The sequence below is a fragment of the Clostridium sp. LS3 genome, from assembly GCF_055330225.1.
The window spans coordinates 2,167,534-2,186,821 of the sequence record NZ_CM143921.1; the positions used below are offsets into that span (position 1 = coordinate 2,167,534).

Sequence of the window (19,288 nt, forward strand, 5' to 3'; positions counted from 1 at the left end):
TGATATTTTTAAATATTATTTAAATTATTTTATGTGTATTTCTAAATATTGTTCTATAGTGGTGATCCACAATATTCACATTCTGCTCCACTAGTAGTTACCTTATTTTGAGCTCCACAACATTTGCATGTTATAACTTTTGCCTCAATTTGCGATTCATCATTAGATGCAATGTCATTAATATTTTCTTTACTTGTCTTTGGTAAAACTATTTCGTTAGTACTATCATTTATATAAGCACCTTGGAAATATCCATTATTAATCATATCCTTTAAGTCTTTTTTTACAATATTTATAGGTAAAGACATAGCACTTGCAATATTATCTAAAATATATTCATTTCCATTTATAATTATAGAAATATACTTCTTATATTTTTCTGCATTACTTGATAGCTTTTTAGCAAACATAAATAATGCTACTCCTGCAATAAGGAAGAATAAAATCATTCCCACATCTTGCCCTGTGACCCCCTGACCTAAACAAGCTATTATTCCTATTACTACCATAAAGAAGCAGAAGTATGATCCATACTTTACAACTCTACCAATAGTAAAGCCTGCCTTTTTATCAGTTCTAACCCTCTTATATACTAAGAATATTGCTAATGGCCAAAATACTATAATAGATATTATAATTACAGGCCAAGAATATAATGGATTTATTTTCTTTTTATAATCATTATTATTCATCTTTTCCACTCCACATCATAAAAACTATATTGATCCTTTTTTTATATTTTTCATCTTTATATTTCTTTCTTTTATAAGGAAAGAAATTTCTTTTAAGTACTCTGATAATTTTTCCTTATTTTCAGATATACCTTCTATCTTTTGCAACAATGATCCTTCCATACCACATTCTGATGAAATATCACTATACTTTATATCCTCATAAATTTTGTTTAATTCTGCTTTATATTCACTGTACTCACTATCATTCATGTAAGATTGAATCCTGCTTTCACATTCAATCATTATACCCTCTGCTGCTAAAGTCTTATCATTACTCTTATTTACATGATCTGCAAAATTATTTAGATTAATTACTACTATCCCTGTAATCCCCATTAACATAATATTTATTATTATATATAAAGTTAAAAATATCATTAAGAAATTAATAAATACTAAAGCTAATACTGTAGTAGAAAAAAGATATAATACTACAGCTGTAATTACGCTACTTCTTAATACTTCCTTTTTAGTTTTTGCTATTATAAGAAAAGTCATTACTTCAGCTAAAATTACAAAAAAGAATGATAACAGTACCATAGGAATCTTAATTATATTTCTACATCCAATAAAATAAATAAGGACTGTTACAACAAATACAATGCCTCCACTTATAAGTATACTTTTTGACCATTTATCTTCACTCATTCTATATCCTCCATTCTATTATAGCTTGCTACCACACTCAGGACAGAATTTTGGTTCTCCTTCTATTTCACTACCACATTTACCACACTTCTTAACTAATGACATTCCACATTCTGAACAGAACCTAGCATTTTTATTAAGAATATCTACACCACAGCCTGGACACTTTCTAGGAAGGGATTCATTACATATAGGACAAATCGTTGCACCTTCTGGCATATCCCCTTTACAATTTGGACATGGATTGTATCTATCACCACACTCTGGACAAAACTTAGTATTTTCAGTTAATTTTGCTCCACAAGATGAACACTTTATTTCAGTATTCTTCTCTTCTACTTTTATAGTAGTATCATATCCACATTCACCACAGAATTTTGTATCTTTACTTATTTCAGCATTGCATTTTGGACATTTTTTTGTTTCAGATTTTGTGGAAATATTACTAGTAAGTCCACTAAACTGTGACCCTACAGCTCCACCTACTCCAACACCCATTCCAAGTCCCATTCCAACACCCATAATATTACCTTGTATTGAATTTGGATTAGTTGCTGCTCCCTCTAAAGTGTCAAAGGATCTTTCTTGTTGATAGTTGAATCCTATTATATCCATTTCAGCTTTCTTAGATAAAGCATCCTTTAATCTAATTACTGCTTTGTCATCCTCCGGTACATTTATATCATTAACATAGAATGATACTAATTTAATCCCATAGTCCTTAAGAACATCTATCATCTTTTTTTGAAGTTCTTCAGATAATTCTTCTAAATAAGCATTTATCTCTAGAATGCTTATCTGATTTTTAACTAAATAAGTAGATATTGAATCCTTTACTTTAGTCAAATATAATCCTCTAAAGTAGTTAATCATACTTTTTTTATCAAAAACAGGCATTGTTCCAACTAATTTTACTATGAACTTTTTAGAATCTTCTATTTGTATTCCAAATTGTCCAAAAGCCCTTACTGGAACAAATATATTATATTTTGGATCCTGTAATTGAATAGGTGAGGCTGTTCCCCACTTTACATCTAAATCATAAACTTTATTCACATACCAAACTTCAGCAGTGAAGGGAGACCTACCACCAAAAGGTAAATTAACTAATTTATTTAGAATTGGAATATTTGCTGTATCTAGTGTATGTCTACCACTTCCAAATACATCTAACGCCTTTCCACCTTTAAATAAAATTGCCTCCTGTGACTCATTTACAATTAATTGAGTCCATGTTCCTAGCTCTTCATTAGGATATTTCCATGCAAATAAGTCCGTTCCTCCATTATACTTAACGACTTCAACAATAGCCATTATTACTCACCACTTCCCCACATTTCTTTTTTTGATAAAATATTACATTGTCTCATTTAAATTATATTAACTTGTAATTATTTAGTCAATAAAGCTTTGAAATTTTTACTATTTTCTAAGTTAGTTATACCTCACATGTGTTTTCATAGTTGTTATTAATATTATACAAAACAAATAAAATATTTATTACAAAAAAAGCTAACTAAAAGAAGATACTAACTTGTATTAATATCTTCTTTTTATTAATTATCCTAATTTAGTAAAAACATTATTTTCTTATAATATACTTCGCAGTAACTATTTCAAGTGACCTTTTTTAATTTCCCTTAAAGCCTTCTTTGACCCTCTCTCTATGTCATTATTAAGTTTTCTTTGCTTATAAGCAACAAATAATTGATTTAAATCATATCCCTCTGGATATAGTTCTGAGGCTTTAATTTCTAACTTTAATCTCTTATAATTTACCTTAACAAACTCTTTGTTAAATAAAATAATTACACTATTATACTTATCCTTCTCTTTATAAACAATGGCACTTTCATTCTTATCCAGCCAAAGAACCTTATCACCTACAGCAAATTCATAATATTCTACGCTTTCCTCTTCAAAATCCTTTTTCTTATTAATTTTGCTATCCTTTATTAGTTCATAATTATAGTTCTTACTTTCTATATATCTTCTAGTTTTTTCAATTATATTATCTAAAATCCCCATTTTCTTTGATATATAAAGAGCATTACTATCTCCTGTCTTTCCTATATTAAGCTTATATAAAGGTTCTAAAGTTTCCTTTTTAAACTCCATAGCTGCATTTTCAAAGTCTGGATGTTGCTCTGAAAAGTTTTTAATTTCTCCATAGTGAGTTGTTGCTACTGTTATGCATCCCTTCTGATACAATTCTTCTAAGATAGCTATTGCTAAAGCTGCTCCCTCATTTGGCTCTGTTCCACTACCAATTTCATCAAATAATAATAATGTTGATTTATTACTTTCTTTTATTATATAAGCTAAGTTTTTTACATGAGATGAAAAAGTACTTAAAGCATTTTCTACACTTTGATTATCTCCTATATCTACAAATATCTTATTAAATATAGATATTTCTGTACCTTCTTTAGCTTTTATATGAAAGCCTGATTGTGTTGCAAGAGTTAACATTCCCAAAGTTTTTAACACTACTGTTTTTCCTCCTGCATTTGGTCCTGTTATAATTAATGATCTATAATTTTTTCCTATTTCAAAATCTAATGGTACTCCATTCTTAATTAAAGGATAACTTCCTTTAACTACTTTTATATAACCATGATCATTTATCTTAGGCTTTATACCGTCTATATCTTTACTATATTTTGCTTTTGCACAAATCATATCATACTCTGATATTACCTCAACATTAATTTTAATCTCTTTTATTCTTTCATATAACATTTCTGTTAAAGTAGCTAATATTTTATATTCCTCAATAGACTCTTCAGCTTTTAAAATTGCTAGTTCAGAAGTGTATTTACCTACTACATTTGGCTCTATAAATACGGTATTACCCTTTAGTGAAGTTTCAATAATTGCACCTTCAACTTGATTTTTAAAGGCAGCTTTTATAGGAATAGTATATCTTCCATTTCTTTGACTTATAAAAAACTCTTGTATATATTGTTTATTTGCAGAGCTTTTTAAGAATCTTTCAAGTCTCTCTTTTATTTTCCCTTCACATATATCAATGCGCCTTCTTATTTTTTTAAGCTCCTTTGAAGCATTGGAATCTATTCTATTTCCTACTATTGATATATTTATTTCCTCTTCTATATAGCCTAAATCTGTTATATTATTGCTATATAAACTTAAAGTAGGGGCATAACCTTCTTTATCCTTCATAAATACTTTAAGCTTTCTGCAACCTCTTAAAAAGTTTGCCATCATACTTAAATCCTCTGGATCTAATGAGGCACCCTTCTCCATTTTATCTATAAGTGGACTTACATTAAATATTCCATCAAAAGGTATGTTGTATGAAGCATCTAAAAGTGTTCTTCCCTCAGAGGTTTCATCCAATCTTCTATTTACTACCTTTATATTAGTACTTGGTTCTAATTTATCTATTATGAATTTCCCTAAACCGCTGGCACAATATTCTTTAACTATTTCCTTTAATTGATTGTAATGTAATTTTTCTAACGTTGTATTATCCATTTCTAAATTCCTTCCTTAACTTTATTCAAGTCAACGAAACATAGATAGACTTCATTTTGAATTTATAGTTATTTATTATAAAATAAAAAAAGCTATGGATACTCCACAGCTTAAATCGCAACATAAATAAGGGTAATACCCCCAAAGTAGTTTCGTGGACTCGTATCTTCAAATAGTGATTAATTCCATAACAATTAAAGGTCTTTTACACCTTAATTTTTTAGAATTAATATTAAGTTACTATTTTAGATACTAAACACTCACAAAAATACCTCTCTTTATTTGAAATCTATCTATTAAACATTATATGTAAAAATACATATTTTATCAACTTTATTTTAGGATATATTTATTTATTATACTGTTATTTTCATTATAATAAATAGAATTATATAGATTGAAGTTTTTCTAGCTCCGTTAGCTCCTAAAAAATTGTAAAGGTTGGCATATTATTTACCTATAATTTTTACTCGCTCTTTTTGTAATACTAATTAAGAGTAATTGTATTACTGATATAAACATAATTACTAATGCAACAAATACATATAATATTTCATTTTCACTCTTTGGTAAATCATCTCTAAAAAATCTTGCAATCTTTGCATCTGAATATTTAACATCAATTATTGTACTTTTTTCTTCACCACCATCTGCTGAAACAATCTTACCATGAACTACATAATTCCCCAATAATATTGGATCATTTACCACTCCACGTGGTAAGTTTCCCTTTAATTCAATATAATGTGGGTCTATATCTTTATCTGGATATTTTTCCTTTAGTATCTCTTTAAGTTTAGCTTTATCCTCACCTACTTTAAAAACTGGTCCTGTATTTCCTGAAGCTCTTTCAACTTTTATACTAATATCTTCACTTGTTAAAGGAACCTTTGGCGTTATCCTCATTGGAATGAAATAGAATGCTAGTACTCCTATACTAATGAATAACATAATAATTAAAACTATTTTTATCTTTTTCATTTTAATTCCCCATCCCTTTCATTTTTATAGAAATGTATTATTTAACCAATTAGGTATATTTCTATTTTTCCATATTACTATTCCATTATCAATAATAATTAATAATAGAAATATTTTTACCAATACTTTCTAAGGAAAGCTATTTATATAATATACCAAATTCAATGAACAATAAAAGTTACCTATCAAATTTTATTATTCTTTTCTCTTTATATGCATAATTATTAAAAGAAGATCTAATGATTATTGTTTGTATTCCATCTGCTTTAAGTTCCCCTAATTAAACCTTTAATTAATGTAAAAAAAATATTATACTTAAGTAAGTGTACAAATCTTTGATTTGACTTTCAGAAACTTAATAATTGAAATGAATATGACAATTAGTTTGATTATAATTAATACCTACAAATAAAAAAACTAGATTTAGGAGTTTATATATGAGAAAAAAAGATATACTTGAGTTAAAAAGACGCTTAAAAAAAGATCATTGTACCTTCACTAAAATGTGTGGTTGCTATGTTAATGGAGAAAAACATATTATTTTAAAATTTAGAGAAACATTTCTTAATTTAGATGAGGATGAATACTTTAAATACTTAGAAATTGCTAAAAAAGTACTGTCTGGAACTATTGGAAATAATATTTTAGAGCTTAACTTTCCAATTAATGAAGATCTTATAAATGAAAGACAAATTTCTCTTATGCAGCTTAAAAACAGTCAATTAAAGGATGATGCTCTTCTTGATGATTTTTATGAATCAATTATAGATAATTACGATTATACTGGTAACTTTTTAATACTTGTTTTTCATGACGCTTATGATGTTATTACTAAAACTAAAGATAATGCAAAGATAGATGAATCTGAAGAAGTATATGAATATGTTTTGTGTGCAATATGTCCCGTTTCACTTTCAGAGCCTGGTCTTAGATACTTTGAAGAAGAAAACAAAATAAAAGCACGTATTAGAGATTGGGTGGTTGATGCTCCAACTAATGGCTTTGTGTTTCCTGCTTTTATTGATAGAAGTTCAGATGTTAACTCTATTATGTATTACACAAAAAATGCAAAGGATACACATCCTGAATTAATGGAAAATGCTTTAGGTTGTTATTCAAAACAAACTGCTACTATACAGAAAGAAACATTCCAATCAATTATTAAAGATTCTTTTAGTGCTGATGAAAAGAAGGCTGATAAAATTTTTATGGAAGTGCAAGAAAATCTAAATACTATGATAGAAGAATACAATTGTATATATGATGATACAGATTGTGAACCTATAACTTTAACTAAGAATGATATACAAAACCTTTTAATAGATAGTGGAGTTACTGAAGAAATTACTAGTAAGATTGAAAAATCCTATGTAGAAACCTTTGGTGATGACCTTCCTCTAGTAGAAAATTTAATTGATGCAAAAGCACTTAAAGCAAGTGAACAAAGAAAAAAGGAAGAACGCCTTGAGAAACAAGTAGAAATACTTCAGACTAAACTTGATCAAGTTAAACAAGAGGCTGCTGTAGATAATGAAGCTCTTCTATCTACAGAAAGTAATTATGATAATCCAGCAAATAATGATGATAGTTTAGAAGGTACTAATGATAATATGATTTTAGAAGAAGTTTCTGAAACTGATTCAGAAGAAACTTTAGAAACTAACTTAGAGAAAGTTGAAGATATAAATTCAGAGGATAATAATACTACTCCTGATTATGATGTTATACTTCAAGTAAAACCTGAAAAAATACCTCAAATAAAATCTCAAATAATTGATGGCCAAAAATGCATAGTTATTCCTATTAATGAGGATGAACAAACTACAGTTAATGGCTTAGATGACTTGATTTAAGAAATATAAAATAGCAAACTTAAAGATAAAGTTTGCTATTTTCTTTACTATTTCTTATTTATTAAACTTTAATCGCAATATATATTACATCATTTTCCATATTGCTGTTATAAGAGTTATATCTTTTACACTTATTTTCATCATAATAAACTTTATAAATTAATAATGAGGTTGTATTTTCCTAGTATTCATATAGAACTTTATGGCAAAGAGAAAAAGCACCAATCCAACTGAACTTCCTCTATCAAGTATACATAGGACAGTTCAACTCAGATTGTGCTTCTCTATTAATAAAATTTATTTAATTACTTTTACATCAGCTCCCTGTTTTTCTACAGAATAATAATCCTCCAATGAGTATTACAGGAAAAATAGCTGCTGCCAAAATCCCTTTTTTCAAGTCATTATTCAGGCTTTCCGAAACAAATCCAACAAAGCTTGGTCCTGCCGAGCATCCCAGATCTCCTGCTAAAGCAAGCAAGGCGAACATTGCTGTTCCTCCCCCTTTAATTCTGGCAAACGATATACTAAATACTCCTGGCCACATAATACCTACTGACAACCCACTTAGAGCACATCCAATTAATCCCCATATTGGAGATGGTGAAAGAGAAACCATTAAATAACTTATAAAACATAAGCCTCCACTTAGCATCATAAATTTCTGCAATTCTATTTTATTGCTGAATTTTGCATAAAATACCCTGGCACTTCCCATAAGAATAGCAAATGTACATGGTCCTGCCAAATCACCTATTGTTTTAGACACACCAAGTCCAGCTTCTGCAAAAGCAGATGCCCACTGACTAATGGATTGTTCACATGCTCCTGCACATATCATCAAAATAATCATACCCCAGAAAATATTTTTCTTCATAAGTTGCTTAATACTTAGACCTTCTTCTTTATCTAATGTATGAATAGGTACAATAGTATAGTAAATCCCATTCAACAATGGAACTATGGCCAAGATAACGGAAAGTATTCTCCAGTTCGAAATGCCAACTACAATAAAAAAAACAGTAGATAATAGAATAACGCCCGCCTGTCCCCAGCAGTAAAAAGAATGTAACAGACTCATCACTGCTTCTTTTTGCTCAGTTGGACACGCTTCCACAATTGGACTGACCAGTACCTCAGTGAGACCACCTCCAACTGCATACAGCATAACTGCTATAAGCAAACCAACAAAAGGATTAGAGAAAAGTGTCGGCAAAATCGAGAGTGCAATCAGCCCAGTAGCAGCAAAGATATGTGCACTCACAATGGATATCCGGTATCCAATTTTATCAACAAACCTTGCAGATAACAAATCCACCAGCAACTGAATTCCAAAATTAAATGTAATAAGTAAGGCAATCTTGTCGAATGATACATTATACTCTTTCTGAAAAGTTAAAAATAACAGCGGTGCAAAATTGTTGATAATTGCCTGTACAATATAACCAATAAATGAAGCATAAATGGTATGATTGTAATTCTCGCTAATTTTTAATTTAGTTCGCATTTTAATATCCCTCATTTCTTTTTCATGCTCTATGTTTTGACAATATCACTTACATATTCTGCAAAATAAAAATCCTACATTTAAAACTTGAACATCTCACTTAAATCTAAATACGAACATGATGAAACTTTATTAAAAATTTAACTTTAATATTAACATTCCGTAATAGATGGTTTTGCTGATTTAGTTACATCTTTTTCAGTAATATTTGCCATCCATTTTTTTGAATACATTAATTTTAGTCCAATAATTAATCTAACAAGCTCCTCACTAGAAATTAGCAAATAAACCCATTCAATAGGAAGTTTGAAGATAAATGCTGAGATAAATCCTATTGGAACTCCTATTCCCCATGTTCCAAACATATCCAAATATAATGTATACTTAGTTTGTCCACCACTTCTTAAGATCCCACCACCTATTATCATATTTGAAACCTTAATCCATAATACTAATGCAAACACAATTATTAACTTTATTGTATAATCCTTTAAATCATTAGATACATTAAATAAAATTACATATAACTTAGATATTGAAATTAATAAAACTCCAAATATTGCTGAACCAACAATACCTAAATGAACAAACTTTCGTGAATACTTAAATGCTTCATCATTTTCATCTTTACCAAGCTTATTTCCTATCATAATTCCTGCTGCAACACTGACTCCTGAAAATAATCCAATGCTGAAGCTTTGTATTGGAAATGTTAATGTCATTGCCGCAACTTGTGCTGTACCTATTCTTCCATATACAGTAGAGTACATTGTTTCACCTAAGGCCCAAAAGAACTCATTTATTAATATTGGAGTAGTTATTATCATAATTTTCTTTAAAAAATCAAATGATAAATCAGAAATTTGTTTTATTTTAAATGCTCCTGGATATTTCTTTAAATAGATACATCCCAAAAGAACCAAAACTTCTAAAAATCTAGTTATAGTGGTAGCATAAGCTGCACCTTGTATCCCCATTTTAGGAAATCCAAATTTACCAAATATAAGAATATAATTTAGTAAAGTATTCATCACTATTCCAAATATTCCTGCAAACATAGGTAATTTAACATGATCTGTACTTCTTAAAACTGATGAATACATAGTGATTAGAAGTACTGGTATATACCCAACTGCAGTAATCTTAAGGTATTCACTTCCTAGCTCAATTATTTTAGGATCATTTGTATAACAAGTTAATACTTGAGTTGTAAATACAAATGAAAACAAAGAAAATATTAAAGTTATAGCAAGCCCAAAAAATAAATTTCCACCAAAGGAACGTGCTATATTTTCTTTATCTTTTTTTCCCCAATATTGGGATATCATAATGGAAGTTGAAGCACCAATAGCATTTAAAGTTACTATAAAAATATTTGGAAATCTTGATCCTAGTCCTACAGCTGCAATTGCATCTTGTCCTAGTTGTCCTACCATAATTTGATCAATAATACTTAAAGAAGCTTGAAATAAGCTTTGAATAGAAACTGGTATTGCTATTGCTAACATAGTGCTTAAATATTTATTTTTTTTAAAAATTTTTTCAATCATAATTTCTCCTCATTTTCACTTTATTTGTAAGTAGTGCATATTGCACTACTTACTATTATAAGAATTTAAAAATTACCCAATTTTCGGATTTAAATCAATTTGCACTTCTTCTAAATGCGGATACTCTCCATCAAAACACGCTGTACAAAATCCACATTTATCATTCTGTTTTTCAACAGATTTTAATAAACTTTCAATACTAATGAAATTTAGCGAATCTGCTGATAAATATTTTTTTATATCATCTATAGATTTATTAGAAGCTATTAATTCTTTGTTATTTGATGTTGCTACTCCATAAAAACATGAAAACTTTATAGGCGGTGCTGCAACTATAACATGTACTTCTTTTGCTCCAGCTTCTTTTAATTGTTTAACTATACCTTTTAATGTTGTCCCTCTAACTAATGAATCATCTATTAATATCAATCTTTTTCCTTTTACATTTTCTTGTATTGGGCTTAACTTAATTCTAACAGACATTACTCTTTCACTTTGAGTAGATTGTATAAAGGTTCTTCCTGTATATTTATTTTTTACAAAGCCTTGTCCATATGGAATACCACTTTCCTTAGCATAAGAAAGTGCTGCTGGTATTCCAGAATCAGGTACCCCTATAACTAGATCTGCATCTATTTTAAATAATTTTGCTAGTTCTTTTCCCATGTTTTCTCTTGCTTTATAAACGCTTATGCGATCTATTTTACTATCTTCTCTTGCAAAATAGACAAATTCAAATATACAGAGCTTTTTCTCCTTTTTTGCTGGCTTTTTTATACTTTTTATCCCATCTTTATCTATAGTAACCACTTCTCCTGGTTCTACATCTCTTATAAATTCTGCTCCTATAGAATCTAAAGCACAACTTTCTGATGCTATGATATATGAATTATTTAATTTACCAATACAAAGAGGTCTCATACCTAAAGGATCTCTTGCTCCTATAAGTTTATCTTTCGCCATTATAACCAATGAATATGCTCCTTTTACATTATCCATTATATTTAATATACTGTTCTCTATTGATATGCCCCTTTCATGCTCCCTTAATATCATATATCCTAATATTTCTGAGTCTGTTGATGTCTTTAATTTATACTTAGTTAACTGAATTTTTAAATTGTTTATATTTAAAATATGCCCATTATGAGCAATTGCAAATTTTTTTTCTTCATTAGCAATTATAAAAGGTTGAGCATTTATACTTAAATTTTGCCCACTCGTTGCATATCTAACATGGCCTATAGATAAACTGCCTTTCAACTCATTAAGTAAATCTTCATTAAATACTTCATTTACAATGCCTACCTCTTTGAAGTATTTTATCTTATCTTCTAGATATACAGCTATTCCACAACTTTGCTGACCTCTATGTTGTAGTGCATATAGCCCATAATAAGTTAACTCACTGCAATTGAATTCTTTACTGAAATCTATAACTCCAAAAACTCCACACTCTTCTTTAAATTTATCGTCTATTTCTAAAGTCATTGTTACTACCTTCTCTCTAATACTTTTGAATATAAGTACAAAAATACAAATATATATTTAAATGTCTAAATATGAATTTATGCTAGAAAATTCACTTATTATCATATCTGAATTTTTTAAATTCTGATTACCTGAATGAGGATTTAAAAAACCAATACACTTCATCCCTGCAGCTTTAGCTGCCTTTACTCCATTTGATGAGTCTTCGATTACAACACATTCATTTGGTGACACATTTAAAAATTGCGCTGCTTTTATAAATATTTCTGGATTAGGTTTACTTTCTTTAACCTCATCTCCACTAACAATAGCTTGGAAAAAATCTCTTATATTTAACTTATTTAAAATTATATCTATTAACTGTTTTGTCGATGATGAAGCTAATCCAATTTTTATGCCTTTTCTTTTTAGATCCTCCAAAAGTTCTTTTACATTTTTTGTTAATGATAGTTTACTCAACATCTCCATATGTTTTATAACATAATTTTTATGATAATCTACTATCACCTCTTTGTTCTCCTTTAAGTTATTATCTTTTATAATCTTTTCCCACATATCTTCTATACTAGTCCCAACAAAGGCTTGATGTTGCTCTTTAGATACATTTACATTAAAGTATGAAAATAAATATTTTTCTATTTCAAAATACACAGGTTCACTATCAACAAGAACTCCATCCATATCAAAAATAACTGCTTTAATCTCTTGTCTATTCATCATTTATCAATCCCCTCAACTACTATGTTGAAAATTAACATATAATTAAACTGTAAGACTCTACTACTATTCTTTATCTTTCAAATCTCAATAAATTATAGTTTTTTCTTGGTTTACATTCTATAAGTTTAAATTTCTTTATATCCTCTAAGTCTTTGAATCCATCACCATCTACAAGTGAAGTGTTATTGTAACCACCTATTATTACTGGTAATTGCATAAGTATTATTTCATCTATTAGATCTTGTTCAAAAAGTGTCCAATTTAAATATCCACCACCTTCAAGCATTATACTTGATATATTAAATTCTTTTTCTAAGTACTCAAAGAATTTCTTAAAGTCAACCTTGTCTTCTCCAAAAAATACGCATACTTTCCCTAAACCCCTTATTAAGTCCGCTTTTGGGTTATTTTTTTGTTCTTCAATTGTTACTACTATTGTCTTTTCACTATCAGTAAAAATATTTGAAGATAAATCTAAATCCATTGTACTTGTTGGCACTATTCTTACCGGACTTTTACTTTCTTCATATCTATTAGTCAAAAATGGATTATCTATATCTATAGTTTTCTTACCAACCATTATCCCATTGACTTTTCCTCTAAACCCATGAATAAATCTTTTATCATCATTATCTAGAAGGTTAAACAAATCCTTGCTAGAATTTCCTGATCCTAATGTTAATTTTCCATCTATTGATACTTGACTAAAAAGTGTTACTTTCATATATCTAACCCTCCCCTACTATTCGCTGAATATTAAACATATTTATTAGTTACCAATTTTTTTAAAATACTTCTGATTATTATTTTAACTAATTTTGATGAAGAACAGCTTTAACTATATCTTCAATTGAAATTGAATCATCTTTTACCATGCTCAATCCCAGCTCTATATCATCCCATATATCTCTCATTTTTAAGTCTACTGGGATACCTTCACTAAAATTAAGTTGTTTCAAAATACCTTTTATATTTTCAGATGCATTTTCTTCAACTTCTTTAATTATTTTTTTACTAACAGGCAACCTATGAACTTCGTTAAATAATCTTAATTGGCACTCATCACTTATCATGTAATTAACAAACTCCATTATAGGTTTCTTATATTCAGATTCTAATGATTTACAAGGAAATACCCATCCTACTGTAGATGTAGCTACTTTTGTTTGTTTACCTTCTATAGTAGGCATTAAGCATACTCCTAATTTATCTTCACATTTTTTAGATAAATAACTATATACCCATTCTCCATTTAAAATACATGCTATTTTCCCATCAATGAAATTTTTTAGCATAGCATCTGTCGCCTTATAATGAACAATTACACCTTCATGTATTGCTTCTCTTAAAAATGAAAATGTTTCTTTTAATGCTTCATGATCTAAATCTAGATTTTCATCTTTAATTGGCCATCCACCAAAAGCCGAAAAAAATGGTATAAACCAATAAGGTGTTTCCAGATCAACAGCTATTGGAACAATTCCTTCTTTTTTTAAATTTCCTTTCATTCTCTTTAAATCTTCAAAATCCATCGGAACATCTTTTACTAATTCTTTGTTATAATAAACAACTGCATTGTTGCCTCCTATTATAGGCACACCATATTGCTTAGCCTTATAACTCATTGTTTCACATGTCTTCTTATCCACATAACCTTGAAGTAATCCTTCTGGCACATCAGAGAATAATCCTTGCTCTGCAAATACTGTTAAATCTGATGGTATCAGTGCTAAATGTGGACCTTTTTTTGTTTTATGGATGTTTGTAAGAGCTTCTATATACTCCACTATATTCATGATTTCTATTTTATAATTTACATTTGTTATTTCACTCAGTTCTCTAGCTACATCTTCTAGCAAATTTGCTGTTAAATCTGCCTCTCCATCACATTCATGCCATATTATTACTTCACTTTTATCTTTTATACTCATTTCTCATTCCTCACTATCCTTTGATATTATTAATTCTCTATGGAATATTTTTAATTGCTTTGATAATCATCAACTAAAACAATAACTTGTCCAGCCTCTAACTTGTCAATTTCACTGTTTAATACTTTCCTTTGGTCATCTTCTACACTATTTGCAACAATCTTAGAGCTTTTTGTAAAGTTGATTGATTCATTTAGATTTATTACTTTTTCTTCATCCATATTTAAATTAAATACTACTACTAGCGCTTTATCGATATTTTTATATGCATATATTAGTACTTCATCTGAAGAATTTAAAATTTCAAAATATTCTAAACTTAATAGATGCAAATATTTGCTTTTACACTCTTTTAAGCTCTGCAATAAATTAAGCATTCCATTAGCATTTTTGTTAGTCCATTTAATCTTCATTTTATTAAAAAAGGCTCTTGGTATTTCTGCTCCATTTGTATTATCTGCCAATCCACAATTTATAGGTTCATCTTCATTTACTTCTCCACCTGTAGTTACATACGGAATTGCGTTAGGCAAAAACATATTAAATACTGCAATTGAACGAGCTAATTGAATTCCACCATTCCTCGTTGTTATTCTTGGAGTATCCGCAGTCTCAGCACACCCAAATATATGAAGCTTTAAGTTTTGTACTTCTTTCAAAAAATTAGTTAAATTCTCTTTATTTAATCTATACATTTCTAGCCATTCACTGCCAAGCATTATGTTATAACCACTTTCATAAGCTTTTTCATGGTTTTTATTGAATAAATCCTCACTCATGAATATAGCATTAGGCTTTAACTCCTTTACTACATCAAATAAATGATTTAATAGTACTGGTGGTATAGTATGTCCTATATCAACTCTTATTCCATCTATATCATATTCTGTAATGCTGTAACGCATAACTTCTTCAAAAAGCTCCCATAATCCATAATTTGGCTCTGTTCCTGGAAACTTATTAGCTTTTATCGTATCAAACATAACATATGGTGGTTGATCATCATTTAAAAACTTTTTAACCTCTGGATATACATCCTTATATATCTTTAAGAAAGTAATGTCTGTCCAAATTGGTTGTACATCATTTACCCAATCTGAATGTGCAGGTGGAGTTGTTATTTTCATTTCTTTTTCAACTAATAACAATAAATCTTCCCCTGTTTCTTCTGATTGAACCTTTAATTTTTCCCATAGACTAGAATTTAATATATCTGGTGATTGAGAAAATTTTCTTAGATGCATTTTAGTCTCTTCAGATTTATATATTGTCTCTAAATTATCATGTGTACACTCTTCAAAAAATCCTAGTTCGGGTATCTGTGGTGTTTTGAAATCATCTAAATATTCTTTTTTAATCCAATATACCCAATCTGGGTGATCCTTTATTATGTCACTGTTACGTGCAGTAACTCTTGGAACAAAATCATTTACTACTCTTATGCCTAAAAGATGACAAGCTTCCACTAATGCAGCATATTCATTGTCTATAGAGAAATCATCCATTTCATTTAACATCTCATCATGTAAATTCTCGTCTAACTTAAAATAATTTTTTATTACATAAGGACCTCCAATATCCCCTTTTTTATATAAGTCACTGTATTCTGTTATGGGTAATAAATATAATATATCTATTCCTATTTTTTTTAGCATAGGTAACAATATAATAAATCTCAAAAATGTTCCCATTTCTAATTTTCCATCATGGTTGTAATCCCAAGCTGTTGAATACCTAACTAGTGAACAATATATTGAACTTTTATTAAAGTCATTATTCAAAGACATTTCATAATTTTGCGATTTTAGAAATTTTAGTAGTATAGAAATATATTCATATGCATCTACTTGAATTTCATCTTCGCTTTCAGATAATATATTTTCAAAATGTATAGTATTCCAAATTTTAGGCATCCACACCAAGTACTTTTTCTTTTCCATTTGACTTTCTATAAACTCATCTATTTTGTTTAAATTACTTACTTTCTTCATTTTTCTACTCTCCATTTTTTCATTTTTATTTAAATTCAAAAACAGTTTTCATAGACTCTATATTATTAGATAATAATTCTTCAAATGCTTCTTTCGCATCTTCTATAGGATATTTTTTAGTTACTAGTTTTTCCAAGCCGTTTAATTTAGTTGCATATTTTATAGCTTTTTCGAATAATAAATTATATTCACCAGCACCTATTATTCTTATACCATTACCTTGATAATAAGCAGGATTAAATTTAAAATTGTAAGAAGGATCAATTCCTAATAAAATAATTCTTCCATCTTTTTCTATCATAGCTTCACACAATTCCATTTGGTTTCCTACAGAGTCTATGATTACATCAAATTTCCTATCCATATTTATTCTTCTTACTTCTTCTGTTAGTTCTTCTGGATAGTATACATAATCAGCTATTTCTTTTGAAAAGTTCTTTCTAAAATCATTCTTTTCAACACTTACAGTTAACCTTGCTATTCTTTTGCAAACCATTTGGGTAAGTACTCCCATTGGTCCAGCCCCTATTATAAGTACTGATTCTTCTGGCTGTATGTTTGCGGCTTTAATATTATGAAGTACGCAAGCTAATGGCTCAACTAACACTGCGGCTCCAAAACTTAAATTATCAGGTATTTTATGAACAAAAGTTTCATCACATACAAAATATTTTGCAAATAACCCAGTCTTATTTACTCCTGCAATAGCTAATTTACCATTATCACCTATACAAAAATTAGTTTGACCATTCTTACAATAATGGCACTTTCCACAATACTGATTAGGATCAATAACTACCCTATCATTAACTTTTACATTTTTTACATTAGGACCAACTTCTACTACTATACCAACTGCTTCATGACCTCTAACAATACCAGATGTACATTCCATGTTTCCTTTTAACATTTGCAAGTCTGTACCACATATTCCTGAATACTTGACTTCAATTTTGACGTCACATTCAGAATATATTTGTGGTTCATTAACCTCCATTACATCAATTTCTCTGTTTTTGTTAATAATTAATCCTTTCATATTAGCTATCATTCCTTTCGATGTGCTCAATGCACAAAATTTTAAAGCTGAATCTATAAATCTATCAGTGCAGTATAACATTTCGCAAGAACAATGCTTAAAGATAAATGTTTGTCTAAATCACAATACATGTATTACACAACTTGATGAAACTATCTCGTTAATCTCTAAAGATTTTACTTCTTCGGTAGCAAGCGCTTGCATAAAAGGGTAAATCATACCCATACTTCAAATATTTTTATGAAATCATAGCCATCAACCAAGTTCAACTTAATTTACTTAAGATATAAAATTTTACCTGAAAAGTATCACTTTATATAAAACACTAATACTTTAAGCTTTGCTCATAGCTAAAACATATCAGTAGGAACCTTCAATACAATATAACCTAAATAAGTAAATATACTCATCTTACACTCATCAATTTTTCCCTCATACTTCTATGTTTGTCTTTTTTAACCACTTTTCAATTATAACTCTTATAATATTAAATTTATACTGTAAATTTTTACAATATATTCCTAATATTTTTGTCTTTTTTTTACAATTATTCCTTTGTAATCCTTTTATTTTATTAAAATTATGTTAACTTTCTATTTTTCGATATATAATTATATATTTAACTAATAATTGACATGTATAATTGTTTACAAAATTATCATTAATAATTCATTTCTTACCCTCATTGATTCTTATGCATAAATGTAAAATTTGAAATGCTTTTTCAACAGTTTATTGTTTTATTTGTATGATTATTTCCATTAATATTTTACAAACTATTGAAAAAAAATTAAGCTGCCGTACTAAAAGATACAAACACAATATATTGCTATTTAATAAAATAACTTATACACTATATTGTAGTTGAATTTCTTTGTACGGCAGCTCCACTTGCACCTAATTATTTATCCTCTTAGAAGTTGACATTCAAAATTTGCTATTTATCCTCTTTTTACTTAACAAGTTTATCTATTTCACTTGAACAATCACCATAAAAATCGTTTATCTTATAATTTGCAAAATCTAAAGTTTTCTGTAATTCATTAATCTTTCTTATAATATTATCTCTTGCCTCTTCTAAAATTTGCTTTCTTGCTTCCCTTGTAGAATCACCTAATCTAGCTAATCTCATATATTCAATAATTGCTTCTAAAGGCATCCCTGCTCTTTTAAACTTCATAGCAAAATCTATCCAATGTAGTGACATCTCATCAAAATCTCTTATCCCATTTTCTTTTCTAGGAACTGGAGGAATCAGTCCGATTCTCTCGTAATACCTAAGATTATCTATTGATATTCCTGTTAATTCTGATACTTCCTTTATTGTCATCATTATCTCTCC

Annotated in this window: 15 protein-coding genes; 1 reads left to right on the top strand and 14 read right to left on the bottom strand. The window is 28.6% G+C overall.

Annotation, left to right across the window (positions count from 1 at the left end):
• Positions 1–53: 53 nt before the first annotated feature.
• The 5 genes from ACZJV1_RS10070 to ACZJV1_RS10090 form a co-directional block, all read right to left on the bottom strand.
• Positions 54–692 carry a UbiA family prenyltransferase gene (locus ACZJV1_RS10070; protein WP_463650043.1) on the bottom strand — a complete coding sequence of 213 codons (639 nt, stop codon included), beginning with the start codon at positions 690–692 and terminating at the stop codon, positions 54–56.
• Positions 693–716: 24 nt separating this feature from the next.
• Entirely contained in the window at positions 717–1,382 is a 666-nt protein-coding gene (locus ACZJV1_RS10075; protein ID WP_463650044.1) for a hypothetical protein, read from the bottom strand.
• Positions 1,383–1,400: 18 nt separating this feature from the next.
• Positions 1,401–2,696 (bottom strand): SPFH domain-containing protein, encoded by a 1,296-nt coding sequence (locus ACZJV1_RS10080; RefSeq protein ID WP_463650045.1) that lies wholly within the window; start codon positions 2,694–2,696, stop codon positions 1,401–1,403.
• Between the two features lie 297 nt (positions 2,697–2,993).
• On the bottom strand, positions 2,994–4,883 hold the full coding sequence (locus tag ACZJV1_RS10085; protein WP_463650046.1) for an endonuclease MutS2: 1,890 nt from the start codon (positions 4,881–4,883) through the stop codon (positions 2,994–2,996).
• A gap of 453 nt (positions 4,884–5,336) precedes the next feature.
• Positions 5,337–5,864, bottom strand: coding sequence for a hypothetical protein (locus tag ACZJV1_RS10090; protein WP_463650047.1), 528 nt, complete (start codon positions 5,862–5,864; stop codon positions 5,337–5,339).
• Positions 5,865–6,301: 437 nt separating this feature from the next.
• Here ACZJV1_RS10090 and ACZJV1_RS10095 point away from each other — a divergent pair, with 437 nt between their 5' ends.
• Positions 6,302–7,717: a DUF4317 domain-containing protein gene (locus ACZJV1_RS10095; protein WP_463650048.1), complete on the top strand. Its 1,416-nt coding sequence runs from the start codon at positions 6,302–6,304 to the stop codon at positions 7,715–7,717.
• A 316-nt stretch (positions 7,718–8,033) separates the two neighbouring features.
• Here the strand turns inward: ACZJV1_RS10095 and ACZJV1_RS10100 are convergent, their stop codons facing one another.
• The 9 genes from ACZJV1_RS10100 to ACZJV1_RS10140 all read right to left on the bottom strand — a co-directional run bounded on the left by ACZJV1_RS10100 (position 8,034) and on the right by ACZJV1_RS10140 (position 19,279).
• The gene (locus ACZJV1_RS10100; RefSeq protein ID WP_463650049.1) at positions 8,034–9,224 is read right to left on the bottom strand and encodes an MFS transporter; all 1,191 of its coding nucleotides are present in this window, start codon (positions 9,222–9,224) and stop codon (positions 8,034–8,036) included.
• Between the two features lie 152 nt (positions 9,225–9,376).
• Positions 9,377–10,774 carry an MATE family efflux transporter gene (locus ACZJV1_RS10105; RefSeq protein WP_463650050.1) on the bottom strand — a complete coding sequence of 466 codons (1,398 nt, stop codon included), beginning with the start codon at positions 10,772–10,774 and terminating at the stop codon, positions 9,377–9,379.
• 72 nt (positions 10,775–10,846) lie between these two features.
• Positions 10,847–12,265, bottom strand: coding sequence for an amidophosphoribosyltransferase (gene purF, locus ACZJV1_RS10110; protein WP_460287245.1), 1,419 nt, complete (start codon positions 12,263–12,265; stop codon positions 10,847–10,849).
• Positions 12,266–12,322: 57 nt separating this feature from the next.
• The gene (locus tag ACZJV1_RS10115; protein ID WP_463650051.1) at positions 12,323–12,985 is read right to left on the bottom strand and encodes an HAD family hydrolase; all 663 of its coding nucleotides are present in this window, start codon (positions 12,983–12,985) and stop codon (positions 12,323–12,325) included.
• 70 nt (positions 12,986–13,055) lie between these two features.
• Positions 13,056–13,709, bottom strand: coding sequence for a dihydrofolate reductase family protein (locus ACZJV1_RS10120; protein WP_460287248.1), 654 nt, complete (start codon positions 13,707–13,709; stop codon positions 13,056–13,058).
• A gap of 88 nt (positions 13,710–13,797) precedes the next feature.
• Positions 13,798–14,916: a sugar ABC transporter substrate-binding protein gene (locus ACZJV1_RS10125; RefSeq protein WP_463650052.1), complete on the bottom strand. Its 1,119-nt coding sequence runs from the start codon at positions 14,914–14,916 to the stop codon at positions 13,798–13,800.
• A gap of 50 nt (positions 14,917–14,966) precedes the next feature.
• Positions 14,967–16,907: an alpha-amylase family protein gene (locus ACZJV1_RS10130; RefSeq protein WP_463650053.1), complete on the bottom strand. Its 1,941-nt coding sequence runs from the start codon at positions 16,905–16,907 to the stop codon at positions 14,967–14,969.
• 25 nt (positions 16,908–16,932) lie between these two features.
• A complete protein-coding gene (locus tag ACZJV1_RS10135; RefSeq protein WP_463650054.1) occupies positions 16,933–17,946 on the bottom strand; it encodes a zinc-dependent alcohol dehydrogenase in 1,014 nt (337 codons plus the stop codon).
• Between the two features lie 952 nt (positions 17,947–18,898).
• The gene (locus ACZJV1_RS10140) at positions 18,899–19,279 is read right to left on the bottom strand and encodes a MerR family transcriptional regulator (RefSeq protein WP_411167849.1); all 381 of its coding nucleotides are present in this window, start codon (positions 19,277–19,279) and stop codon (positions 18,899–18,901) included.
• Between the last annotated feature and the right edge of the window lie 9 nt (positions 19,280–19,288).